25 protein-coding genes are annotated in these 26007 nt (G+C 39.1%); 1 reads left to right on the top strand and 24 read right to left on the bottom strand.

The window, feature by feature from the left end; translation table 11 throughout:
• Positions 1-14 precede the first annotated feature (14 nt).
• The 23 genes from AC13DP_RS16385 to AC13DP_RS16275 form a co-directional block, all read right to left on the bottom strand.
• The gene (locus AC13DP_RS16385; protein ID WP_217806691.1) at positions 15-806 is read right to left on the bottom strand and encodes a cation efflux transmembrane domain-containing protein; all 792 of its coding nucleotides are present in this window, start codon (positions 804-806) and stop codon (positions 15-17) included.
• A 10-nt stretch (positions 807-816) separates the two neighbouring features.
• Entirely contained in the window at positions 817-2166 is a 1350-nt protein-coding gene (nhaA, locus tag AC13DP_RS16380) for a Na+/H+ antiporter NhaA (protein WP_013073447.1), read from the bottom strand.
• 97 nt (positions 2167-2263) lie between these two features.
• Positions 2264-3667: a dihydrolipoyl dehydrogenase gene (gene lpdA, locus AC13DP_RS16375; protein WP_013073448.1), complete on the bottom strand. Its 1404-nt coding sequence runs from the start codon at positions 3665-3667 to the stop codon at positions 2264-2266.
• Between the two features lie 170 nt (positions 3668-3837).
• On the bottom strand, positions 3838-4416 hold the full coding sequence (locus tag AC13DP_RS16370; protein ID WP_013073449.1) for a DUF305 domain-containing protein: 579 nt from the start codon (positions 4414-4416) through the stop codon (positions 3838-3840).
• A 179-nt stretch (positions 4417-4595) separates the two neighbouring features.
• Positions 4596-5243 (bottom strand): DUF2231 domain-containing protein, encoded by a 648-nt coding sequence (locus tag AC13DP_RS16365; RefSeq protein WP_041579163.1) that lies wholly within the window; start codon positions 5241-5243, stop codon positions 4596-4598.
• A 196-nt stretch (positions 5244-5439) separates the two neighbouring features.
• A complete protein-coding gene (locus AC13DP_RS16360) occupies positions 5440-7869 on the bottom strand; it encodes a multicopper oxidase domain-containing protein (protein ID WP_013073451.1) in 2430 nt (809 codons plus the stop codon).
• Positions 7870-8003: 134 nt separating this feature from the next.
• The gene (locus tag AC13DP_RS16355; protein WP_013073452.1) at positions 8004-9992 is read right to left on the bottom strand and encodes a heavy metal translocating P-type ATPase; all 1989 of its coding nucleotides are present in this window, start codon (positions 9990-9992) and stop codon (positions 8004-8006) included.
• Between the two features lie 26 nt (positions 9993-10018).
• On the bottom strand, positions 10019-10375 hold the full coding sequence (locus tag AC13DP_RS16350) for a SpoIIAA family protein (protein WP_041579168.1): 357 nt from the start codon (positions 10373-10375) through the stop codon (positions 10019-10021).
• A 105-nt stretch (positions 10376-10480) separates the two neighbouring features.
• Positions 10481-10927 carry an MgtC/SapB family protein gene (locus tag AC13DP_RS16345; protein WP_013073454.1) on the bottom strand — a complete coding sequence of 149 codons (447 nt, stop codon included), beginning with the start codon at positions 10925-10927 and terminating at the stop codon, positions 10481-10483.
• A gap of 1 nt (position 10928) precedes the next feature.
• Positions 10929-11819, bottom strand: a complete 891-nt coding sequence (locus AC13DP_RS16340) for a bestrophin family protein (RefSeq protein WP_013073455.1) — start codon at positions 11817-11819, stop codon at positions 10929-10931.
• 17 nt (positions 11820-11836) lie between these two features.
• Complete coding sequence (locus AC13DP_RS16335) at positions 11837-12379, bottom strand: hypothetical protein (RefSeq protein WP_013073456.1); 543 nt, start codon at positions 12377-12379, stop codon at positions 11837-11839.
• Positions 12380-12655: a zinc ribbon domain-containing protein gene (locus AC13DP_RS16330; RefSeq protein ID WP_041579171.1), complete on the bottom strand. Its 276-nt coding sequence runs from the start codon at positions 12653-12655 to the stop codon at positions 12380-12382. It abuts the gene before it with no gap.
• Positions 12656-12704: 49 nt separating this feature from the next.
• Entirely contained in the window at positions 12705-13064 is a 360-nt protein-coding gene (locus AC13DP_RS16325) for a SpoIIAA family protein (RefSeq protein ID WP_013073457.1), read from the bottom strand.
• A 157-nt stretch (positions 13065-13221) separates the two neighbouring features.
• Positions 13222-13413, bottom strand: a complete 192-nt coding sequence (locus AC13DP_RS16320; protein WP_083759793.1) for an SHOCT domain-containing protein — start codon at positions 13411-13413, stop codon at positions 13222-13224.
• A 57-nt stretch (positions 13414-13470) separates the two neighbouring features.
• On the bottom strand, positions 13471-13692 hold the full coding sequence (locus AC13DP_RS16315; RefSeq protein ID WP_013073459.1) for a SpoIIAA family protein: 222 nt from the start codon (positions 13690-13692) through the stop codon (positions 13471-13473).
• A 210-nt stretch (positions 13693-13902) separates the two neighbouring features.
• Entirely contained in the window at positions 13903-14445 is a 543-nt protein-coding gene (locus AC13DP_RS16310) for a hypothetical protein (RefSeq protein ID WP_013073460.1), read from the bottom strand.
• Entirely contained in the window at positions 14445-14696 is a 252-nt protein-coding gene (locus AC13DP_RS16305; protein ID WP_013073461.1) for an SHOCT domain-containing protein, read from the bottom strand. Before AC13DP_RS16305 ends, AC13DP_RS16310 begins: the two co-directional genes overlap by 1 nt.
• A 30-nt stretch (positions 14697-14726) precedes the next feature.
• Positions 14727-15086 (bottom strand): SpoIIAA family protein, encoded by a 360-nt coding sequence (locus AC13DP_RS16300; RefSeq protein ID WP_013073462.1) that lies wholly within the window; start codon positions 15084-15086, stop codon positions 14727-14729.
• 26 nt (positions 15087-15112) lie between these two features.
• Positions 15113-15535, bottom strand: coding sequence for a Fur family transcriptional regulator (locus AC13DP_RS16295; RefSeq protein WP_008613756.1), 423 nt, complete (start codon positions 15533-15535; stop codon positions 15113-15115).
• 15 nt (positions 15536-15550) lie between these two features.
• Complete coding sequence (locus AC13DP_RS16290) at positions 15551-15889, bottom strand: P-II family nitrogen regulator (protein ID WP_483068125.1); 339 nt, start codon at positions 15887-15889, stop codon at positions 15551-15553.
• A 96-nt stretch (positions 15890-15985) separates the two neighbouring features.
• Complete coding sequence (locus AC13DP_RS16285) at positions 15986-17236, bottom strand: efflux RND transporter periplasmic adaptor subunit (protein ID WP_190324899.1); 1251 nt, start codon at positions 17234-17236, stop codon at positions 15986-15988.
• 22 nt (positions 17237-17258) lie between these two features.
• On the bottom strand, positions 17259-21692 hold the full coding sequence (locus tag AC13DP_RS16280; RefSeq protein WP_008613766.1) for a CusA/CzcA family heavy metal efflux RND transporter: 4434 nt from the start codon (positions 21690-21692) through the stop codon (positions 17259-17261).
• A 138-nt stretch (positions 21693-21830) separates the two neighbouring features.
• A complete protein-coding gene (locus AC13DP_RS16275; RefSeq protein ID WP_483068124.1) occupies positions 21831-22157 on the bottom strand; it encodes a DUF6660 family protein in 327 nt (108 codons plus the stop codon).
• 520 nt (positions 22158-22677) lie between these two features.
• Between AC13DP_RS16275 and AC13DP_RS16270 the strand changes: the two genes are divergently transcribed.
• Entirely contained in the window at positions 22678-23019 is a 342-nt protein-coding gene (locus AC13DP_RS16270) for a putative DNA binding domain-containing protein (RefSeq protein ID WP_223090229.1), read from the top strand.
• 689 nt (positions 23020-23708) lie between these two features.
• On the opposite strand, the gene AC13DP_RS16265 is transcribed toward AC13DP_RS16270, so the two are convergent.
• Positions 23709-26003, bottom strand: coding sequence for a hypothetical protein (locus AC13DP_RS16265; RefSeq protein WP_347406654.1), 2295 nt, complete (start codon positions 26001-26003; stop codon positions 23709-23711).
• Positions 26004-26007: the final 4 nt, after the last annotated feature.

Here is a 26007-nt window from a genome sequence, read left to right as displayed (position 1 = left end):
AACATATATTTGCATTATTTAGATAATTTTAAAATTCTTATGGCGCCCCGCATTACAAACGTGAAAACGATGCCGCCAATTACCAAATCGGGCCATTTGCTATCCAGAAAATAGACCAGCACCCCGGCCAGTATCACCCCGCCGTTTACGATGATATCATTGGACGTAAAAATAGCACTGGCCTGCATATGCGCCTCCTTACTTTTGGCCTTATTTATCAACCAGAGCGAAATAAGGTTCCCCAGTAAGGCTAAAATGGAAACTATGATCATCCATTCGAACATTGGTGTTTCACTACTTGTAAAAAACCTTCTTAATACCTCTGCAAAACCAAGTGTTGCCAATGCAATTTGAAAGTAGCCGCTGAATTTTGCCACCTTCTTTTTTCTGGAAATGGCACCACCTACTGCAAATAAACTTAGCGCATATACTATCGAATCTGCCAGCATATCCAAAGAATCTGCAATTAGGCCCATAGAAGAAGAAATCCACCCCGTGGTCATTTCGATAATGAAAAAGCCGAAATTTATCCCCAGGACCCACCAAAGGATTGTTTTCTGTTTGGATTGGTCTTCTATTACGGGAGGCTCGGCTTCTTCGGTCCCCATAAATTTATCACCTAATTTTAATTCTGAAATCGAGGCTTTGATTTCCTCATTCCCTTCAAGGTGATATACTTCAAGTTTTCGATTGGGTATATCAAAATCCAAATATTTCACTTGAGCATAAGATTCCAATTTCATCCGGATCATCTGTTCTTCTGAAGGACAGTCCATTTGACTTACTATAAAAGTACTTTTGTTCATTTCTCCCATATCACTTAACTATATTTTTCCTTCCTTTATTGGAAGTTAATAAGAGAATTACCGCACCGCCAATAGCTGCAAGTAATGAAGCTATCAAAATGCTTATTTTCGAAATTTTAATCAATTCCTGATCATTAAATGCGAGATTGGTAATAAAAAGGGACATGGTAAAGCCAATTCCCGCGATCATACCAATTCCAATTATATGTTTCCAGTTTAGTGTAATATGTAATTCGGAAACTCCAAGTTTTTGCCCGATCAATGTAAAAATACCAATCCCTGTTACTTTCCCAATAGCTAATCCCAAAAGGATCCCCAGCCCTAAAGAACCGGAAACAACCTCAATTAAATTTACATCGAGCTTTACTCCCGCATTCGCGACTGCAAAAATTGGAATGATAAAGAAAGTATTGAAATCAACAAGGGAATTTTCCAGTTTGAGCAAAGGAGGCCTTGAATTCTCAGTATCTGTTTTAATAGCTTTTAAAATTATTTGTTGTTTTTTATCCTGAAGAGGATTTAATTTTTCCAGCTCTGTTTTCTCAAGATTAGTAACGTTTGTGGCGGTCCTTTCTTTTAATATTTTACTGTCTAATTTGGGCACTATTGGAATGGTAATGGCAAAAAGTACTCCCGCAATAGTTGGATGGATCCCCGAATTAAGGAAGCAATACCATAAGATGATCCCAATAATAATATACCAAATCAAATTTTTGATCCCAGTCCAATTCATTAATAATAATAACCCAAATGCCCCCATGCCCGATCCAAGGTATATCCAGCTCAACTCGTTGCTATAAAACAATGCTATCACCAATATGGCACCTATATCGTCAGCAATAGCGAGGGCTATTAAAAATGTTTTTAACTGCCTGGGGACATTTTTTCCCAGTAGGCCAATAATCCCTAGTGAATATGCGATATCGGTAGCCATAGGGATGCCCCAACCCTTTATATTTTCAGTGCCTAAATTTAGGCTAATAAAAATGAGGGCCGGAACTGCCATGCCACCTAAAGCTGCCAACAATGGGGCTGAGGCTTTTTTAATTGAAGATAATTCCCCCACCATAACCTCCCTCTTCAATTCAAGGCCGGCAACCAAAAAGAAAATTGCCATTAGGCCATCATTGATCCATTCTTCAATTGTTAGCCCAAAACTAAGATGCTCGGAAAATTCAAAAAGCAATTCATCGCCAAGAAAATGATGATAGGCACCTGCCCACTTTGAATTAGCTAAAAGAAGGGCAACTATAGTAGCAATTATTAAAAAAATCCCCCCAGCTGTTTCCCTGTCGAGGAACTTTGTTGCCGTTTCCCTGATATACCCAATAGTGGATTGATTTCGAACTGATTGTCCCATTTTATCTTATCTGTTTTTTGAGTTCATTACTTAAACCTTAATATTTCAAAAAGCTCAGTAGCGTCTTAATTTTTAAGAACTTACTGTTAGGTCAACTTTAAATATGCAACGCCCTGTCTTCGGTAGCTGCCAGACAGGCCTCCTTAAAGGTCTCGGAAAATGTGGGGTGACCGTGTGACATTCTTGCAATATCCTCGGCAGCCGCCCTAAATTCCATCGCTACCACCGCTTCGGTATAACTGTCTGCTATGCGAGGGCCTATCATATGCACGCCCAATATCTCATCGGTTTCCTTATCTGCGATTACCTTGATAAAACCATCCGTATCCATACTTATCTTCGCCCGTGCGTTTGCCTTATAGGGAAAAGAGCCCGTTTTTATACTTCTATTGGTCTTCTTCAGTTCTTCTTCCGTCAAGCCTACACCGGCGACCTCAGGCTGGGTGTACACGATATTTGGGATAAGGGAATAATTGATATGTGGCTTTTGACCTGCTATGCTTTCGGCTACAAAAACGCCTTCTTCACTGGCTTTATGGGCAAGCATTGCCCCCCGGATTACATCCCCAATGGCATACACACCCTTGACATTGGTTTCAAGGTTTTTATCTACCGTTATCTGTCCTTTCTCATTGGTTTCCACTCCTATATTTTCAAGCCCTAAACTGGCGGTGTATGGTTTTCGGCCAATGGCCATAAGACAGTAATCGCCATCTAAACTCATTTCTTCTTTATCGGAAAGATTTTCCGCTTTCAATTCTACTTTATCCTCAGTTGCCGTTGCGTTTGTCACCTTATGTTCCAAATAAAAATCAATTCCCTGTTTTCTAAGGGAACGGTGCAATTGATGTCCCAGTGCGCCGTCCATAGTGGCGATAAGGCTATCAAAATATTCTACTATGGAAACCTTTGAACCCAGGCGGGCGAATACGGAACCTATCTCAACACCGATAACGCCACCCCCAACGACCATTAAGTGCTTGGGGATTTCCTGTAGGGCAAGGGCTTCGGTGGAAGAGATGATACGCTTTTTGTCTATTTTAATATTGGGCAGTGAAGCGGGTTTGGACCCTGTGGCAATGATGATTTTATCGGTTGTTATGGTTTCCGTTTTGTCCCCGCCCTTAATCTCAATCGTGTTTTTGTCCTTGATGGTGCCGTGGCCTTGATAGACGGCAACCTTGTTCTTTTTCATCAGATAATCAACACCATTGATGATTTCCTGTACCACATCCTGAACCCTTTGGTTCATTTTCAGGATATCGACATTGGCCTCTTTAACATCAATCCCAAAATTTTCGAATTGATGCTTGAGTTTGTAATAATGCTCAGAGGCTTCCAACCAGGCTTTTGACGGGATACAGCCCACGTTAAGGCAGGTGCCGCCAAGCGTGTTGTACCTTTCGATTATGGCCACTTTAAAGCCCAGTTGTGCAGCACGTATGGCACACACATAGCCACCCGGACCGGAACCAATAATTGTTAAATCATATTTATCCATTTTTCTGTTTTTTTAAGATCAAATCTTTCCAGCTTCACTCGAATTATTTGCCTTTCTGAAGGGCAGTCTATTTTGATTATTTTCAATATATTTTTTTCAATTTTCCAATTCTTTATACGCCAACAACTTCGCCACCTTGAAGGTAACAACCAATGGAGGGCCTTCGTGCGTTATTCGTATAGATTTTGCGTTTCTTCATCAAGCAAACCTTCAAACTCGGGCACAGGCCTTTTTTTCCTTTCATCTTCTGTTTCTACTACACCATTTTCTCTAATGTCATTGATCAACCACTGCATTTCCATTATTTCCCTGCGTTGGGCTTTGATAATTTCATCAGCCAGTTTCCTTACCCGTATATCCTTAATCTGGGCACGCTCACTTGTAAGAATAGCTATGGAGTGATGCGGAATCATACCTTCCATATAATCAACACCTGTAACAGTAATCTGGCTTCTCACCAGTCCAATGCCCCCGGCAATGAGCAAAATACCCAACGAAATGACGGCGATATTGGCACTACGCTTCTTGTACATATTGAGCATAAACAACAGCATGATGATAATCATGGAACCGGCCATGACCAGCGTCATAAAAAGCCTTGTTTCACTGAACCAGAAATGATCAATGATCTGGTAAGAGTTGGTATACATCAAGAAGAACATTGCTACCATGGCGGTTGCAATCATTGCAAAAAATTTTGCGTAATTTCCTTTTTTCATTTCTTTGTGATTATTTTCTTTTGAGTTCATTTGTTTTTGATTTTTTAATAGGTTTGTACTAATCGTTGACCATTTGGATAATTTGGGACAGCAAGGAATCGGAACCTACCCAAAGTCTACCACAGCAGTGGGTGCTGAGTGGTTACGGCGTCTAATGCCAAAACCAATATGGGCCTCGTGATAATAAATCCTTTTTTCATCCTTTAATTTTAATGTGAATGTTCACTGCTTTCCTTTTGGCCTTCTTCAGTTTCACTACCTAAGTATTTTCCTTGTGGGCCCACACCTTCAATATATACCAGTTGTGAGCCGTAGTGACCCGCCTGGGATACGGAATAGGCCGAAAATGCCATCACCAGCAACACGGCAATCTCGAAACCGCGTCTTAGTTTAAACCAAAACAGGCTTACCAATTTCATTACCGCCGCGACGGCACTTGACCACACGGTCCAGCTGGCATATTTATCGTGTTCTTCCAGTACTTTTTTGGCCATTTCGGTAAGTCCCTCGGTATCAGGATGAACCAAAGTGCCTGCTACATAGGCCCCTATAAATCCAGATCCCACTATTAACAGGATGACCCAATCCATAGTGTGTTTCATAACGAATAGTTGGATCAATTGCAAAATGGCGGCGAACAATAAAAGCACAATGGGAAAATGAACCACCATAGGGTGCAAATTTGGAAATTCATCAAAGTCTGCCTGCACATTCCCTGATTGCATGGCTACAGATGGGACGGTCATTAGTTCGGTGACATCAACGTTACTGGGCTCTATGCCTATAGCATAAGAAGGGGCTACAAACGCGATCACGGCAATTATTGCCAGGCTCAAAAAAATGTTCCTAATGTTCATAATTATAGTTTTAAATTAATTTCCGTTCAGTTTTTATATCACAGATAATTACGGCCGCAATCATGGCATACAGGACAAGATGGAATCCTTTCTTTGGCACCCTTGCCTTGGGTTTTCTTTGAACCTGTTTTGTAAAAGTCATTCAGCGGCTTTTATTTTTATAGATTTTGAGTTATTGATTAATTGATAATTGGTCTTAAAATCTTAATGATAGCCCACCTCCCGCACCAAAGCGGTTATCATAACTGCCCATTAGCGAAAAATTCTTGGATAAGAAATATTCTATACCGGTACTCCAGGTAATTTCTTTTTTAAAATTATCCCCTTGTGGCAACTCATCCACCCATCCAAAATCTGCCTGGTACTCGTAGGTTCCAAACAAGATGGTCCTTGGGAAGATCGATATGGCACGACTCAAACTTATCTGTGGCCGCAACTTACTGTCCATGCGAACATCAAGGGTAAAGAGGTAAGGGGTGAGGTACCGAATCCCGGCAATGGCAGTAGTTGTTATCTCCTCAAGGCTATCCTCCATTCCATTTTCAATATTCACACCACCAAAAACGGTCAAATAATCATATAGATACCTGTCATAAGCCGCTTCTACTTCCATATTTTTGTTCCAGCCGTATTCGGCCCTCAGGGAAAACTGGTTGCGTATGTTTGAACTTACCAGGTTCAATGCGGTCATATTGGAAGCGGCATCCACCATACCCCAAGAGTAGTACTGGTCGGTCTCATCAATAAGTTTGGACACAGGATATTCTTCCATCCTAGGGTCACGTGGCGTACCATAGCTTACTATGCGGGACATACCGCCTACCAGATGGTATAGAATATGGCAATGGAAAAACCAGTCGCCGTATTCATTGCCATAGAATTCAATGGTTACCTTTTGCATAGGGGGTACATTCACCGTATGTTTTAGGGGGGAATATTCCCCGTTCTCGTTGATGACCCTAAAGAAATGACCGTGCAGGTGCATAGGGTGGTGCATCATGGTGAGGTTATTGAAGGTAATCCGGGTTACCTCGTCCCCCTTTATCTTGATTTTATCCGCTTCGGAAAGGGGCACACCGTTCATACTCCAGATGTACCGTTGCATGTTTCCGGTCAGGTTCAATAGGATTTCTGTTACGGGCACATCGGGATCATAGTTGGTTTTTTCGGGGGCTTTTAAATAATCATAATTGTATTGTGAAAAAAGGCTCATTCCCTGCATATCTCCCGTTTCCCCCATTTTCATTCCACCCATATCAGCCATTTTCATGTCATCCATTCCAGTCTGTCCCTTCCTTTCAGGATCCTTTTCCATACCTGCCCGTCCGGCAGGCGGGTCCATTTTTGCCATTTTGGAATGGTCCATCTGCATGGAATCCTTTTTCATATTGGACTTCTCCCTGTTCATATTGCCCATACCTTCCGATCCGGCATTGGGCGCCATATCGTTCATCCCTTCCATCTGCATGGTTTCGTCCATTTGCATTCCCCAATCCTCGGCCATTTTATAGGGATCTACCTTACCGGGCCTAAATTTTAATGCCGGGGCGCCCATTCTCATCTTCATCTTGGCCATTTGCTGCATCATCCCTATTTTATCCGGCTTGGGAACGTCCGCGGCAGCAACGATTGTGCCCTGGCCCAGATAGGCAGTTGCGGTACCGGAACCATCCTGGGCCATAATCTTGAATTCCAACTTGCCAGTTTCCGGTATGGTCACGATAAAATCGTAGGTTTCTGCAACCGCAATAAAGGTTTTGTTCTTTTCTACGGGAACAACGTCCTTACCATCGGCTGAAACCAATAGTGGGTCTTCCCCACCAAAGGTCATCCAGAACGAAGTGGATGCAGAACCATCGATAATACGCAGACGTACTTTCTCCCCGGGCTTGAACTCGGGATATTCGACCTTTTCCTTTCCATTGATCAGAAACGCGGGATAGTAAATATCCGCTATATCCGCACTTTCCATGCGTTGCCTCCAGAAATTAAATTGTGCGCCCAAAGCGCCTCTTTTGATGACCTGGTTCAACGGTGTGGCCGTTCCCTTCCTGATGTTGTACCATTCCGTGCCCCGTTTTAAAAACCGCATTACGTCCCTAGGTTTCTCATTGGTCCAGTCTGAAAGCAGCAGTACCAGTTCCTTGTCATACTCCAAATCTGTTTCTTCCTTTGGTTGGATAACAATAGGGCCATAAACACCACTTTGTTCCTGAAGCATGGTATGGGAATGGTACCAATAAGTACCGTTTTGCTTAATTGCAAATTCATATTTCAGGGTTTCTCCGGCTTCAATGGGGGGTGTGGACAGGTAGGGCACCCCATCGTAGAAATTTGGCAACAGAAGGCCGTGCCAGTGTATCGATGATTCTACGCTCATCTCGTTCTTGACATAGATTACTGCGTATTCACCTTCATTAAATTCAAGTGTCGGTCCTGGTATCTGACCATTTATAGTCATTCCCATAACCTCCTTGCCCGCCTTGTTTACAGCTTCTTCCCGCAGTGTAAGGGTATATTCCCTTACGGGCAGGTTATCTACATTCCCTTCTACGGAAGGTTCGGTTTGTGCCTGTAACCCAACGGCAAATAAAAAGGCAAAATAGATAAATAGAGTTGTTTTCATTGATAAATTATTTTTACATTAAACTTTATTTATATGGTTCCTAATTTTCATAATATCCATCTAACCAGAAATGAAATAATATAGATTAACATTCAACCCGAACTTATCACAAAATACAGGCTTCTAAATCACTTTTATTTTTTATAAGCCAAAAGCCTTAATGCATTGACCACCACTACCAACGTAGAGCCCTCGTGAATGGCCACGGCTATCCCTATACTTGCCCAACTCATTATGGTCGCAGGAATTAAAAGGGCAACAACCCCCAAGCTAACCCATAAGTTTTGCTTGATTATCGCCTTCGCTTTTCTGCTCAAACCGATGGCAAAAGGCAAGGTTTCCAGTTTGTCTGCCATTAGTGCTATATCTGCGGTCTCTAAAGCCACGTCGCTTCCCGCCGCACCCATTGCAATACCAACGGTACTGTTTGCCATAGCAGGGGCATCATTGACCCCATCACCTATCATTGCCAGTTTATTTTCCTGTTCCGCAAGTTTTTTGATGGCCTCCACTTTTTCTTCGGGAAGCAGACTTCCGCGAGCTTCGGTCAAACCGATTTCCTCGGCTACAGCGTCGGCTACTTTCTGGTTGTCGCCGGTAAGCATTATCATTTTCTTGATGCCTATTTCCTTTAGTTGGGCAAGGGTTTCCTTGGCTTTTTCCCGTGGCGTGTCCATCAGCCCCAGCATCCCTATAAATTCATTGCCCCTTTTTATTAGCATCGTGGTCTTTCCTTCCCCTTCAAGCGCTCTTACCTTTTCTGATACATCGCTGGGAACACCTTTATCAATATCCTCAAAAAGCTCAAGGTTGCCTATGTAAATGGAATTCCCTTGATAGTTTGCCTTTATGCCCTTGCCCTGTACGGCCTCCAAATCATCGGCATCCGGAATCTTGGTGTCCTTCCCAAGCCGCTCCATCCCATCCCTTACAACAGCCTTTGCCAGGGGATGGTCGCTCAGTTCCTCAACCGCAATCGCGATTTCCAACAGTTCCTTTTTATCTATACTGCCAAAACTTTCGACGTCGGTAAGCTTTGGTTTTCCTTCGGTAAGTGTTCCCGTCTTGTCAAAAGCCAGTGCGGTAAGTACCCCTAAGTCTTCCAAGGGGCGACCGCCTTTTATCAAAACCCCGCCCCTTGCTGCTCTTGCCACACCACTCAATACAGCAGATGGCGTAGAAATGGCCAGCGCGCACGGACTGGCTGCCACAAGTACCGCCAGGGAACGGTACAGGCTTTCATTCCACGTTTCATCGATGACCAAAAAAGCAAAATTTAATACTATGACCAATAAGATTACCGATGGCACGTAGTACCGCTCAAACTTGTCTGTCAATAATTGTGTAGGCGATTTTTGGTCCTGGGCCTCTTGAACCATAGTGACCAAGCGGTTGAGGGTAGAATCTTTTGCCTCTTTAATCACCTTTATTTCGAGGGTATTGTTGCCATTGATAGTTCCTGAAAATACACGGTTCTCGTCGGGAATATCGCTTTTTGCTGTATATTCCTTATCGGGATTTTCTATTGGTGTTTTGTCCACTGGAACGCTTTCCCCGGTAATGGGTGACTGGTCTATACTACTATTGCCCTTTACAATAACACCATCAGCAGATATTTTACTGTTGGGGCGTACCACGATAGTATCACCTATCTGTAACTCTTCTATACCGACTTCAACGGTATCGTCATCCTTCTTTAATAGTGCGGTTTTAGGCGCAAGGTCTGTTAACGCTGCAATGGATTTCTTGGCCTTGCCCATTGCATAGTTTTCCAGTGCGTGACCCAAACTAAACAGGAACAGCAACAAGGCACCTTCTGCCCATTCGCCCAAATAGGCGGCTCCTGCAGCTGCGACCAGCATCAGGAAATCGATTTCAAATTCGCCTTTGGACACTTTGGTAATGGCCTCCTTTAGGGTAAAATAACCTCCAAAAAAGTAGGCTGCAATATAGAGCCCAAAAGGGATGTTAGCTGAAACCCCTGTATATTTTTCCAACAGGAAACCTGTAATTAGTGTGACCCCACTTAAAATTGCAAAATAGAGCTCCGTGTTTTTACCGAAGATGCCACCGTGGTCGTGATTGTGGCCATCGCCTTTGCTGTGTTTTTCCTTGTCTTTCATATTATTAATGGTTTTGTTATCGTTAATTAAGATTTAATCCAGTTTTGAGCCTGTTGTTTCTCAGAAATATCAAAAAATTTAACTTCAGACTTTATGAAAAAATCAGTTGCCTTCGCGGCCAATTCCTGCCATTTTTTATTGCCCACAAAGGCCATCTTGCCATAATCTCCCAAATGAGCCGAATCAATCTTTAGGTCTTCCCAAAAGCCTTTAAGGGTATAACCTTTAAAATCTTCCATTTCAAAATAGAAGTCCACTTTATGGCCTTTTTCTATGATGTTGTGGATAAGCGGATGCATCTTTTCCATATCCTTTTCCGTAAGTTTCCCGCTGATTTTAGCGGCAATAAGGTGTTCTTTTTCCAAGTTTATTATCTGTAACATATTTGTATATCTTTATATTCATCTATTTAAAATATTAGTGCGTTGTATGTGCAAATGATACGCTCTACACGTCACACTAATTTTCTTATTTCAATTACACTTTGTTTATTCATTGTTACCCCTTGTTTCTTTACCGTACTTAGCCTTAAAAAATGGGAAATGATGCGAAACCAGCAATAGTATAATCAATAGTGTACTGGTTATACCAATTAAATACATCCCATATCCTATGGCAATGCCAACACCAGCACTGGCCCAGATGGTAGCGGCCGTTGTTAACCCTGATATGGTATTCTTTGAACTGTCCCTAAAAATGATACCCGCTCCCAAAAAACCAATACCAGAGACAATATTGGCGACAATCCTGGTTTGGTCTGCCACTTCAATATGTGTATTGATGATAGTTAATAGTGCCGCTCCCAAACAAACGGAAGCATAGGTCCTTATGCCAGCGTCGTGACCATGAATTTCACGGTCAAGCCCAATCAAGAAACCCAGCAACAAGGCAACCAATAATCTGGGAATTAGCGTTATTTCAGTTTGCAAATCCATATCATAAAACGTAATATGTTTCAGGTTTCTTTTTCTCGGGGATGTCCTCATCACCTGTCATCTGCTTTAAATTAATTTCTATAGTTTGAGCCAAATCGGTCATTGGTGTGTCCATTGGGTCGTTTTCAAAGGGATCCTGCATTAAAATCGAGGTCTTCTCAATGGCTATAAAGATGATAGGGATAGCGATGGTAAGCCCAATTTCCACAGATAGGTAATTATCAGACAGGCCGAATGGTAGCATTGTGGCAAATACATAAATGATAAGGTGGATTAACAGGCTATGCGCTTTGGGGAAAACCGTATTTTTGATCCTTTCGCATTTGCCCATTGAATCGCAGAGACGCGCAATAGTGCTATCAATTTGTACCTGTTGGAATTTATTGATCACCTTATCGTTAAGGGCTTCTGATAAGGCTTCAGAATGTTTTAATAGAATAGCATTAGGAACATTTTGATCATTAATGTCCTGAATTTTTAAAAAGCCAGCTACCTTAGGGGAAAAATCCACTTTCCTTAATGACTCACCCAGTGCATAGCACCACGTAATTTGTCGTAAAACTATTTCTTTAATCCTAAATTCATACTGACCATCCTGCCGGTCATAAAAGGTTATGCCCTGTCGTACCAAAGTACGGGAGTCGTTGACAATGGCGCCCCAAATAATACGGGCTTCCCACCAGCGTTCATAGGCTTGATTGGTTCTGAAACCTAACAGTAGCGCTACAGCAGTCCCGAAAACACCTGTAACGGCAATAGGGATCGAAATTTTACTCAGAAAACCAAATTGGTCCAAAACACCAATTGCTATAGCATAAAATACAATAAATAAAATATCATATTTAATATATTTAAGAAAGGACCAGATGGATATTCGTTTATTTAAGAGCATTTCATTTGATTATTAAATTACTGGTTGTCCAATTTCAAAACCATTTGGGCAAATTGTACCTCTATGGTGTCATCGATACCCTCTATTATGGAATCCAAACCAGTATTAGAAACCAATAATTGTCCAGTTGCACTTATAAGACACGACATACGTAAACCTTGTTCTATATGAGTGATGGTTGCTTTAAATTGTGATTTAAAGGCTTTTCCTTGATAAGTAACATCTATCAGCCAATTAAAGTTGATAGGGTCGTGCCGTTTTGACAAAAAATCAACAGAAGGCACCGTACCGGTAAACCGAAGCATCAAGGGGTCTTCCTGCCTTTCCAGCATTGCGCTGATTTCAGGGTTGTTGGTCGATAGCGTTTTAAGGTCGAGTACCCCACTGACCACTTTGGAATCATAGTCGAGATATAAGGCCAATTTATGACTTTCTGCCTTAATGGGTAAATTCTCAACCATTGCCATCATCTCAACGTGGCCTTCTTCGGTCCTGTAAATTTTTTGGGCGTTCGCTTTCAGAAAACCAAAAAACAGGATTATTAAAACATAGTATTTCATCTATTGTTTTATTTCAGTACCGCAATTAGGGCAAAATTTTGCCTCGACTGGCACACTCTCGTTACAGTTACTACACTTGGACTTGCCTAAAGGTGAACCGCACTTTTTACAAAAGGCTGCGCTCTCTTCATTTTTCTCACCACAGGCCGTGCAACGAATCATAACCTTTGCATCTGGATTATTTTCCCTATAATCATAACCGCGCTTATTATGATGCCCGCGGGAATGATGGCCTCCATATCCGGAGCCTCTAAATAAATGTTTTAAAAATCCCATATCAATATATTTTTAGTTTATTCTTTTGTTAATCACCAATGCCATGTCATTACTCACTTTCAATCCATATTTTGGCCTCCTGTTTCTCGTCTGGATCGAAATATTTAATTTCGGCATTGCAAAATGGTTTCATAAACTGGGCCGCCCACTTTCGCCATTTTTTTTCCCCTACCAATGCTATTTTTTCGTACTCCTTTTCGTGGCCAACATCTTTAGAGAAATCTTTCCATAGACCTTCTATATGCCAGCCTTGAAAATCGTTCATCTCTAAATACCACCGAATCTTTAATCCTTTTTCAAGAATACTATGGATAAGGGGATGTATTTTTTCAAGATCGTGTTGATTTAATTTACCACTGGCGACCGTGACAACCACATTCTCTCTTTTTATATCTGTAATCTGCAACATATATTAAATGTAATTTGAACAAACGTGCAACGTAAGTGCCACAGTTATTCCCGAAAGCCCCCTATGAAGTTACTTTAAATTATACTGAGCCTTTATACTATGTATAAATCCCAGAGCTGCTAGCAGAGCGAGTTCTCCTAGGGCAAATAGATAAATTTTATTTTTTATCCTTTAGCAGGAACGCCCTGCGTTTTTCGAACTCCTTTTCGTCGATTTCGCCGCGGGCGTACCGCTCCCTCAGGGCTTCAATTGCCCTGTCCTTTCTGTTTTTCTGTCCCGGTGTGGGGTAGGGAATTAAAAATATCCAGAAGATGAGGATTATCCATAAACCCCACCATATCCAGTGCATTCCCCCAAAATATCAGTCGTCCATCATAATCTTTCTGTTTAAATTTATTTAACTTTTTTAATGATTTCCTTTCTCCATCCATTCCTTGGCCAAATCTTTTTCTTCAGGGCTAAAGAATTTAATATGTGCCCTTGTAAAGGGAATCAAAACTTCCGTAAACTGTTCCTTCCATTTTGTATTTCCCACCAATGCAACCTTTTTAACGCGTTCTTCGTTCGGAAGTTTCAGTTCAATGCTCTTCCAATACGCACTTGCGGTCCACCCCTCAAAATTTTCCATTATTAGTAATAAGCGAAAAATGATAAGACGGAAATATTTATATATCACATCTATGTCCCTAATTGCGGTACAAATTTTGTACGGCAGGAGGATATTTTATTTACACTTATTACATCTCCCCAGCGCTATTTTAATAAGGCACTACTGGAAGAGGATGGGATTCTATTTATACTTTTTCATCTTTCTATGTTATTTTGAATTAAATGGCATTCACTCTTTCTTTAAAATAAGCTGGGCAAATTTTATTTCTATGGATCCTTCAAGTCCAGGAACCACTTGATTTAAGCTTGGGCTTATAGTTTTCTCTATAAATCCACCGGCACTTAAAAGACAGGAAAATGTAGGACCTTGGGGGATGTGGGTCAATGTCGCTTTAAAGTAGTTTTGCACTTCTTTATTAGGAAGCCTGATCGTTACCAACCAATTAAAATCAATTGGTTCATGTGGGCGCAAAAGGAAATCCTCAACCGGGACCTTCCCGGAAAATCTTATCCATATAGGTGCTTGAGTACTTTTAAGATAGGTGGCTAGCTGTGGATTATTTGTGTCTATAGTTCTCAAATCTATGGAACCCGTAATTTCTTTACTTGTGTAATCAAAAAACATGGAAAGTTGATGGCTTTCCGCCTTAAATGCATTGCCATCTATATTAGCTTTTATAAGGATATGCCCCTCCCGTGTACTGTATATAGTTTGGGTATGCAGGATAGGAGCCAGCATTAAAAAAAATATAGTTAGTTGTCCTTTTCCCATTATTTTTCCTGCCTAATTTTTTTCTGGTCCTTTGGTTCATTTTTATTTTGAAGTATATTTACCCGGTGTTTATATTCTTCCTCGCTTATTTCGCCCCGTGCAAAACGCTCCCTTAGAATTTCCATTGCTCCGTCTTTTTTCCGTTTTTGTCCCGGGGTGGGGTAAGGAATTAAAAATATCCAAAAGATAAGAATTATCCAAAGTCCCCACCATATCCAGTGCATTCCCCCAAAATTCCAGTTGTCCATCATAATCTTTCTGTTTAAATTTACTTAACTTTTTTAATGATTTCCTTTCTCCATCCATTCCTTGGCCAAATGTTTTTCTTCAGGGCTAAAGAATTTAATATGTGCCTTTGTAAAGGGTATCAAAACTTCGGTAAACTGTTCCTGCCATTTTGTAATTCCCACCAATGCAACCTTTTTAACGCGTTCTTCATTCGGAAGTTTCAGTTCAATGCCTTTCCAATACGCACTTGCGGTCCACCCCTCAAAATTTTCCATTTCAATATACCAGTACACTTTATGGTTTGCCTGTATATGGTTTTTTAATTGAGATATCAAATTGTCATAATCGGTAGCATCCAATCTATTTTGAGCTACCATATATACCTTGCTTTCTTTCTTATAAATTTTCATCATTGTTCCAATTTTTTAAATCAAAAAACTTAATCCAAGTCATTGCTACATTTCTCACAGACTCCCTTGGCCACCAGATTGATATCCTCTGCCACATAGCCTTCGGGCAGGTTTATCTGAGGGATTTTGTGCTCTGTAAGGCACACGGTTTCCCCGCAACTATTGCAATGAAAATGTAAGTGAAGGTCGTTGCCAACCTCGCATTCACAATTGTCTTCGCACAGGGCATATTTAATGATGCCGGTGCCATCCTCAATTTGATGCACGATTCCTTTTTCTTCAAATGTCTTCATAGTACGGAAAAGCGTACTCCTTTCCGAGCTTTCGAAATCCTTTCCAAGGTCGCCTAAGCTAACGGCCACATTCAGTTGTGCCAGCCGTCTATAGGTCATCAGGCGCATTGCCGTAGGGCGGATGCCTTTGCTTTCCAACTTTTTTACTATTTTTTCCATTTGCTATAAAAGTATTTAGGGATCGTAACGCTTTATGGATTCCCCGGTTTTTATCTGGAAAGCATCTTCAATATCGGAAAGATAAATTATGCCATCACCTGGATCCGGTGTTTTCCCGTTTTCCAGCATGATATTGATAGCTGATTGGGCTTCTTCGTTTTGACATACCAGTTCTAACTTTACAACCGGACTGTCTGTTACACGGAAATCTAAAGAAGGTGATGCGCCTTTTGCTTTAAAAGCCCCGGTACCTTCCCCCTGGGAAAGCGTCATACTTTTGAATCCACTTTCACTAAGGGATTCTATCACTTTTTGAACTCGTTTCGGTTTTATAAATGCTTTTATTTCTTTCATTGCTGTAATATTAATTTTAGTATTAAGGATGAACCCTCTGGAATTTTAATTAAGACAAACATTTAACAGAGAGTCCATCCATCTAATTTTTTTAATTTAATGACCATGGGAAGTCTGGCTTTTCTGCATTTCAGAAACCAGATAATAGGCATTATTATAGGCAACCAACGTACCTTCAGGCAGAGGCTCCAGCAGTTTAATTTCAACCCAACCATCTTCATTTATTCCCGTTCTAACCTGCACTGGTTTCAATTCCCATTCGGTTTCACCATCTTCCTGGTGTTTTTGGGCCGTAAAGATGTAGGGATTTCCTTCTTCTTCAATTATTGCTTCTTCCGGTAAGGCAGGAACAGCTTCTTCACCGGTCCTGATTTTTCCGTTTATATACATCCCCGGAATTAGAAAATCTTCTTTATTATCGATTTCTGCATGCACATGTACCGCTTTGGGGTTTTGTTCAAATTGTTTCCCCACTGAATAAATTTCCCCGGTTAAATTACTGCCTGGAACCGATTCCAGTGTAAACGCAATCTTTTGGCCTTCTTTCACCTTATAAATATCTTTTTCAAAAACCATTAGATCGGCATGAACATGTTCATTATCAACTACCATAAACATACTGGTCTGAGGGTCTACATATTGTCCTACCTGTACCAGTACTTTTTCAATATAACCTCCAATTGGGCTTACTACCGGAATATATTCATATAATTCACCGTCTCTAACCTGGGAAGCATTTAGGTTTAACTGGCGTAACTGTGATTCATACCCCCGCACTTCACCTTGTACAGACTGGTAATCTGATTGGGTTTGTTGAAAAGATTTTCCAGATCCTACCTCTGCTTCATATAAACGTTTCTGTCTTTCAAATTCCTTTTCCAAAAATTGCATCCTACTATATGCATTAATATAATCAGACTGCATTCTGGTTAAATTTGGGTGAGAAAGATAAGCCAACACCTGACCTTTATTTACCTTATCCCCCTCAATAACCTTTATAGAAGTTATATTACCGCCTAAAATTGCCGTAACGGTAGCTTCATATTGTGGCGGCACTTCTAACTGGCCATTGGCTTCCACAATACCCGACAAAGCTTTTTTAGGCAAGGTATCTACTTTAATCCCCAGACTATTGAATTTCATTTCTGAAAGATGTACCGAACGCATCCCACCTTCTTCTTCACCGTGTTCTTCATCTCCTTCCTCACCGTGATTTTCACCTTCTTCGGTATTAGTAGTTGCAGTTTCACTGGAAGCATCTTCCCCTGCCGCAGGATTTTCTTTACATCCAAAGAATATGCTGAGCGTTAAGGCAAGCATTAGAATATTTATTGATCTTGTATTCATATCGATTTTCTTATTTTAATTTTTAATTTGAATTCTTAAGGTAATATTCCAGTTGGTAGCGGCTGTCGAGATAATCGTTAAAAGCACTCCAGGCATTTACCTCGATTCTAATGGCATCTCTTATATTTTGGAGAAATGTCACATAATCGATAGCGCCTTCCTTAAAGGCCAGCACTGATCCACCTTGTTGCTCTTTGGCCAGCGGAAGTGCTTCATCCCTATAATAATTCCATGAGTTTCTCCATTTGATGTAGTCTTCACGCATATTTTTATAGGCGGTTTCCAGTTCGATTTTATCCTGATAAAAGTTTTGCTCTGCAATCTGTCTATTTACTTGTGCTTCCTGTGTACGGCCTAATTCCGGCCCAAAAAACAGCGGAATTTGAATTCCTATTTGATATTGGAAGAAACCCGATTGCCCGGCTATTTCCTGCCTACCGTACTGACCCTGAAATTTGGGCAAAAATTCAGATTTTCGTTCTCTGGTAACCGCTTTGGCAACATCTATCCTTTGTTCCGAAACCTGCAGCAACGGATGATTTTCAAGCGACTCTACCAGAAAGTTTAAAGGTTCGTCTAAAGTTTCAACAGGCAAATCTGGTACATCATAGATTGTGTCACTAACGAACCATAGGTTTAAACGCTGTATTGATTTCAGGTAATCTCGGTACGATTGTTCCAGCTGTATTTTAACCTCATTCCCCTGATTTGAAGTAGCAAGATACTCCAGTTTAGAGGTAGCTTCTGTTTCATACCTGATTCGTGCTGCTCTTTCAATGTCTTCAAAAATTGAATCCATTTTCTTATATACCCGATACCTCTTTTTACTTGTATAAACTGAAGCCCAGGCCCTGCTTACTTCACGTTCCACTTCTAAGGTATTTAGTTCTAAAGCATTTTCAGCAAGGGCCACCCTTTCTTTCTGTAATTTCAAACGGGGAGCTATTCCAAAAACATCTATGCCTTGTTGTTGAACACCAATTTGGGTATAGATCCCATCAGAGCCATTTCCTACCTCTTCTTTTCCTGTAAAGATTTGGGTATTCCCAAAATCATAGGCGGTTTTACGCAATACTTCCTCACTTTCAATTTCAAGTTGGGCAGCTTTTAATTGTGGAAAGTTTTGGATTGCCATTTCTTTAGCCTCTTCCAAACTAATAGTTTGTAAAGAATCCTGTATTGGATTTTCCGATGACATTTCATCAGATTGTGCATTTACGGAAAAGGTTCCGCCTAACATCAAGCCAATTATCAAAATTGTGGCTAAAGATCGTGAATTGGAAGAACCAAGCTTGTTCTGTTCCTTTTTCTCTCGTCTCTTCTCTACAAATGTATAAAGGACAGGAAGAACAACCAGCGTAAGTAAGGTAGCTGTAAGCATGCCACCAATAACAACCGTAGCAAGGGGTCGTTGTACTTCAGCTCCTGCTGACGATGAAAAAGCCATCGGCAGAAATCCAAAAATATCTGTTGTTGCTGTTAACATAATGGGACGTATTCGTTCTTTGGTTCCTGTAAAAATTCTATCTTTTATACTGGTTACCCCTTCTTCTTTTAAGGAATTAAACCTGTTAATAAGCACCAGCCCGTTTAAAACGGCAACCCCAAACAATACAATGAAGCCTACACCAGCTGAAATACTAAACGGCATATCTCTTAACCAAAGAGCAAATATTCCTCCAATAGCCGCCAGTGGAATGGCTATATAGATCATAATTGATTGGGAAAAAGATTGGAGTGCAAAGTACAGAAGCACGAATATCAGAAATAGAGCGATGGGCACTACTATTTGTAAACGCCCTTTTGCTCTTTGAAGGTTTTCAAACTCCCCACCATAAGTAATGTAATATCCTGGAGGTAAATCTAACTCTTCATCCAATTTTTGCTGGATGTCATTTACCACAGATTCCACATCCCTCCCGCGGGCATTAACTCCCACATAGGTTCTTCTAAAGGTGTTATCCCTGGAAATTTGCATAGGACCCGGTACATAACTAATATCAGCTACTTCCTTAATCGGAACCTGGGTTCCATCCGGCAGATCTATATAGAGGGTACGTAAATCATCAATGCTTTGGCGGTGCGCCTCATCAAAACGTATTACCATATCAAACCGCTTTTCCCCTTCAAAGATCACTCCGGCCGTTCCTCCGGCAAAAGCTGCACTTATATAATCGTTAATCTTTTCAATGTCCAATCCATATTGCGCAATTTTTTTACGATTAAACCGCACCGTCATTTGTGGAAGACCAGATGTTCGTTCAGGGTTCACATCTCCTACGCCCGGTATAGTCTGTATTATTTCAGCCATTTTATCAGCTTTTTCAGCAAGAAGGTCTAAATCTTCGCCATATAATTTTACCGCAACATCTTCCCTGACCCCGGTAAGCAGTTCATTAAAACGAAGCTCTACAGGCTGGCTAAAAACCAGGTTGACTCCCGTAAGTTCTTCATTAAGTTTCTCTTTGATCTTTTCTATCAATTCCTCTTTAGAACTTGCCGAAGTCCAATTATCCATATCCTTCTCTAATACAATAAACATATCGGCAATATCCATAGGCATTGGATCAGTAGGGATATCGGCAACCCCAATCCTCGCTACGGCGGTTTCTACTTCCGGGAAATTCTCAAGAAGGATATCTTCTATTTTTGTGGAAACATCGATTGTTTCACTCAACCCACTTCCAGGCCTGATTAACGCCTGCATGGCGATATCCCCTTCATCAAGTTGAGGGACAAATTCCCCTCCCATTCTGGAAAAGATAAAACCGGCTACTATAAGTGAGACAACCGCAGACCCCAATACTATGAACTTCAATCTTAAAGCTCCTTTTAATAAAGGCATGTATCCTTTTTGAATCCCTCCAATAATTTTATCACTAACTTTTTCCAGCCAGCGTTCAAACTTTCCAAACCAGTTCTTTTTATTCTGAATTGGTTTCATAAATAAAGCAGACATCATAGGGACATAGGTAAGGCATAAGAAAATAGCACCTATCATGGCAAAACCAAAAGTAAATGCCATTGGCCGAAACATTTTCCCTTCTACCCCCGTTAGAAAAAGAATGGGCGCAAATACGATAAGAATGATAATTTGTCCAAAAAAGGCGGAACCCATCATCGTACTTCCGGCATCATAGGCTACTTCATCCATTTTAGCCTTATTAAATTTTATTTTGCCGGAACGCATCCGTTTTTGTATTTCATATACCGTACCCTCAATGATGATCACAGCACCGTCTATAATAATTCCAAAGTCAATAGCTCCCAAACTCATTAGATTGGCCCAGACATTAAATTGCTTCATTAATATAAAAGCAAAAAGAAGTGATAAAGGAATGGTAGTCGCTGTTATAAGTCCACCTCTTAAGCTACCTAATAGTATCACCAGGGCAAAAATCACGATTAAAGCACCTTCCAGAAGATTCTGGGTCACGGTACTCGTAGTTCTTTCAATTAAAACACTTCTGTCAAGGAAGGGTTCTATTGATAAACCTTCAGGCAAAGATTGTTCTACCGTCTCCATACGATCCTGAACATTTGCAATTACTTTATTAGGATTTGCACCTTTCAACATGAGCACCATACCGCCAACAGCTTCACGGCCGTCCTGGGTAAAAGCACCATAGCGTACCTGGCTACCAAACTGGACCTCTTCAGCTGCATCTCCAATTGTTACAGGTACTCCATTTTCATTCTTGATAACAATAGATTTTATATCATCTAGTGACCTGATTAAACCCTCACCACGGATAAAATTGGCCATATTATTTTTTTCTATATATGCACCGCCTGTATTAACATTATTTTTTTGCAGGGCATCGAAGACTTGGGAAATAGAAACGTTTAACGCATTCAGTTTTTCGGGATTAATGGCAATTTCATATTGTTTTATAGAGCCCCCAAATGAATTTACCTCTACTACACCTTCGACGAGGGTCATTTGACGCTTTACGATCCAATCCTGGATGGTACGCAATTCCGTAGGGGAATAAACAGTGTCATACTCTTTTTGGGGCTTTATCGTATATTGATAAATCTCACCCAAACCTGTAGTAATGGGCCCCATAGCGGGACTTCCAAATTTTTCAGGTATTTGGTCCCTGACTTCGTTCAGTTTTTCCTGAACCAGTTGACGGGGTTTGTAAATGCCCATATCGTCCTCAAAAACAATTGTAACCACGGAAAGGCCAAACCGGGAAACAGATCGTATTTCCGTAACCCCGGGCAGGTTCCCCATTGAGAGTTCTACAGGATAGGTTACAAATTGTTCAATATCTTCTGTTGCAAGATTAGGTGATTGGGTGATCACCTGAACCTGGTTGTTAGTAATATCTGGCACCGATCCCAGGTTGACGGTCATCATGGACCAAATACCCGTCCCTATCAGCGCTAAGGTAAGTAGTCCAATAATAAATTTATTATTAATGGAAAATGCGATTATCTTATTAATCATATAAATAAAAATTTAATTCAGTTAAAATTCTTGATAATAATTTTGTGCCTAACAAAATCTATCAATAGGACCAAGGATCTAGTATGAGAACCAGGATTTGGTCAAAAAAGGATATAATTATCCTTTAAAAAAACTGAATTATGCCTGTGGTGGCTGTAAAAAGGAAAGAATAGGTTCTTCCACTGAGCTGTCAAAATGGACAAAGGCTTTTGATGGAATTTCAATAATCAAAGCCTTGAAATTTGAAGAACCGAAATCTACTGTATGCACATGGCAGCAATGACAACTACAAAAAGGAGGGCATAAATCTGCTACTTTATCATGTGAATGGTCGATATCTAAATTCTGCGTAGCAACCACTGTTACTTCTGAATCAGAAATCACTTGTGAAGTATCACTATCATTACAGGCTAATAAGTTAAGCCCGAATATATATAGAGATAATATGACAGCGATAATTTTCACACTACAAAGATAAAAAAAAATCAATGCACAGATTGTGCAAAAAGAATAGGAACAGATTTCAAAAGGTTTATCACATAATTTGATAATAATTTCAATTAAAAAATTACCAAGATCTTATACTGAAGAATTAGAACATTGTTTTTTAATAAGCTATTTAATGAAATAGAGAATTATACAAATCCTTCAAATTACTAAGTTACACTTCGAATGAGATAGGAAATATCCCCAAATAATGTTAATTAACATTATTTTCTATTCAAATTTGGCTTTCCAAAAATGTTGTACCTATGTTGTACCCAGTCCATAAAAAAAGGCCTTACATTTCTGTAAAGCCTTGTCATTGCTAGTAGCGGGAACTGGACTCGAACCAGTGACCTTCGGGTTATGAGAATAGGGACAATGCTGAACTGATCCTGCCCTGGCCGAATTAAAGAAATCCTCGCATAGCAAAAATATTAGAAGAGGATATGGGTTATGTGCGCGTCAATTAAATGAAGGAGTTTCCAGGATCTATAGCTCAATGGAAAATTCTATGTTGCCTTTGCCCGAATACAAAGAGGAAAATGGAAATGTATATTTAAGCCTAAGAAATAAAATAAGTGAACATTCGAAAACAATCCACGATAAAGTAGTTTTGAAAATTCAAAATAAGTCGAGTTCCTTTAATCAAACCCAAAGAAAAATTTTAGGCTATTTATTTAGAAATCAAAAATCAATAAAAGAGGACTTAGCCAATTTTTGTAATACGCATATTAACACCATTTCTCACCATTTAAATTATTTTATTGAGGAAGGAATTATCACAAGATTAAGTGAAAAACAAAGAGATCCTAATGCTCTTTTTACTCTTAAGAAACATTAATCCTACTTTAAGCAACGCAAAAGAAAATTTGTTTTTTCCTTATTTTATGGACTATTTCAAAACTTAAGTAACACTCACCTTAAAATAAGCAACAACTTTCTAAATTGATATCTAAATTAAGCCTTCAGGTTTTCCTCTTTTCAAGAATCATTACTGCCCTTACTAAAGGATAAGTTAATTCAAAAGTATAAGAAATTATATATTGCTGCCTTACCCATATCAGAGTATCTGAACATTCCCGCTTTTTGTAAAAAACCATTTTTAAAGGAAGTAAAACTTCCGAATTGAATTCAAAACCAGGCCAATTTTTGAGCTGCCAGTTCCACGCCATGAGCTATAAATTAAATATTACAGCTTAACAGACATCAAAAATATAAGCTATAAAAGTAAGTTTTATAACTCATTGAATCATTAACGGTTAGCAATAGCTAGTCTAAAAATTTTATACATAAATATAAGTCCATATTTTCAGAATCCCTAGCAAATCGAAATAATTACTCTTATTTTCTATGGTTAAAAGTTAAATTTTGTTAAAGCGAGACCAATCCGGTGACCAATTTTTATGCAGCCCTGGAACAACTTATAAATAGAAGGATTTTAAAAATTTGGTCGTTCCCTCCGACTCCACCAAAACACTCCCGAAACTCTAGGAAATTTCGGGAGTATTTTTGTTTTATACATTCCTGATTTTATTTACTACAGTTACCTTCAATAATATCTTGCCTACTCGGATTATATAAATTAGACTCTATAGTAAGGTTACTAATAACATCTATATAGGACTTTAAGATACAGTAATCACTTAAGTTTTTATTATTATTTAAAGTTAGATATCTTATAGATTTTAAGTTTTTAAACCCATCTATTACTTCTAAATTCTTATTTTGATGAACTGAAATATCCAATACTTCCTTGAGATTCTCAAAACCTGCCATTGATCTAAAATTGTTATTATTGTAAATATTCATCCCTCCTAGCTTTTGCAAATTTTGAAAACCACTTATAATTTCTAAATTTGAATTATCATTAAGGGCTATATTTCCTTCCATAGAATCAACTTTATTGAATCCGCTAACGGAAACCAGATTGCTACAGTGTTCTATTTGAATACCATGAAGAGTAGTTAAATTTGAGAGATCCTTAATATCACTAATTACATTAGAATAACTTAAATACAGAAAGCCTGCCTCTGTTAAACTTTCTAAACCATCTAACGATTTTAGATTAATATTATTATTTATTCTAAATGAATATCCTACAGAGGCCAATTTTTCAAGACCTGAAAGAGAAGTCAACTCCCTATTATAACTTATCTCTATTTCGTCTTCTACTGTTTCTAAATTATTTAAACCTGTTAAATCAATAAGTTGATCGTTATCTGATATATATAAATTATATTCAATATTTGTTATATTCTCAAGCCCCTTAAGGCTTCTAATCCCCGTAGCTGCAATGGTTATATTTCTGACATTTTTCAAATTTTTAAATGAAGCTATAGACCGAAGACTAGGACTATCTTGAATTTTTAATCCAGCTCCTATATTAGAAATATTGTTAAAACCGGTAAGGCTATTTAGAGATTTATTCTTCATTGTAAAAAAATCGCCTCCTATTTTTCTCAAGTTCTGAAAGCCTAAAACTGTTTTTAGGTTTTCATTGTCATGTATTTTCAAACTCCCATACACTTCAGTTAGTTTATTAAAACCATCTATAGATATTAAATTTTCATTTTCAGAAATTTCTAAATCTCCATCTACTTTTTCAAGATTGCCAAAATCTGGCAGTGCAATTACAGACTTATTATTTATGATTTTTAATTCATAAAATGTCTTTAAATTTTGAAAAGCATCTAAAGAATTTAAGGCATTATTATCTCTAATTAGAATATTCAAATTCATATTTTTAAGACTTTCTAACCCTGATAGTGATGTGAGCATATGGTTTTTTTCTATATAGATAGAACCATCTTTTATTTCGGTTAGATTGATTAACGCAGCAATAGATTTGAGCTTAGAATTGTCGTAAATTTCCAAACCTCTATTTATATACTCCAAACTCTCCAATCCTTCTAAAGAAACTAAATTATTATTATATTGAAGTCTTAGATAACCGCCTATAGACTTTAAACTATTAAGACCAGACAAATCCGTTAAACCTTCATTATTATATATATCTATATCGCTCTCTGCATTCTTTATTTTATGAAAACCTTCTAGGCTAGTAAGTGATGGGTTTTCTCCCACAACTAAAACATCTGAAAGAGATTCGATATTTTCAAATACCTTCAATGAACTTATCATTCTATTGTTTCTAATAATGATAGCCTGAGTTTCTTTTAAATTCTCTAAAGCAGCTATAGAATTTAAAACAGGATTACTTTCAATGGTAATACTCCCCATCTTTTCAATATTTTCTAAACCATGGAGAGTTTCCAAATTTTCATTATTTTTTAAAGTAACGTAGCCTTTAATTTCGGTAACCGTTTCTAAAAAAGATAAGTCTTTAATTTGCCTATTACTTATATAAACATCCCCATTAATTTTAGAATAGCACCCCATTGTGAATTGATCTATATCCTCCAGATTTTCAATATTAATATTTTTATCATATACCGCTTTGCCACAATCAGTTGTAAAGGTTTTAACTTCGGAAAGTTCACTTTCTAAGGTTTCACAAAGCGTTTTTAAATATACGTCGTAACTCTGGTTCGTTGACAGACCATTTATTGTATAAGGATTTGTAGAAATGATTTCTTTTTTCCCCTGCCCTGGAGTAAAACCATTCTCTCCATATTCTATTTCAATATTTAATTCATTTTCATCTGGATCCCATTGCACAACTGCAGAGCCATCTGTAATCTCTGCAATACTAATATTCCGAGGTAAATCACATGTTGCTACTTCTTCTTCCTGTCGACCATCTTCCCCTGGCGAACATCCAAAAAGCATATTTGCAAAAATAAAAGTGAACAGTATTTTTTTCATATTT

Source organism: Zunongwangia sp. L-65, from assembly GCF_056859415.1.
The sequence above is the reverse complement of the archived record's forward strand: the minus strand, read 5'-3'. Positions and strand labels throughout refer to the sequence as shown.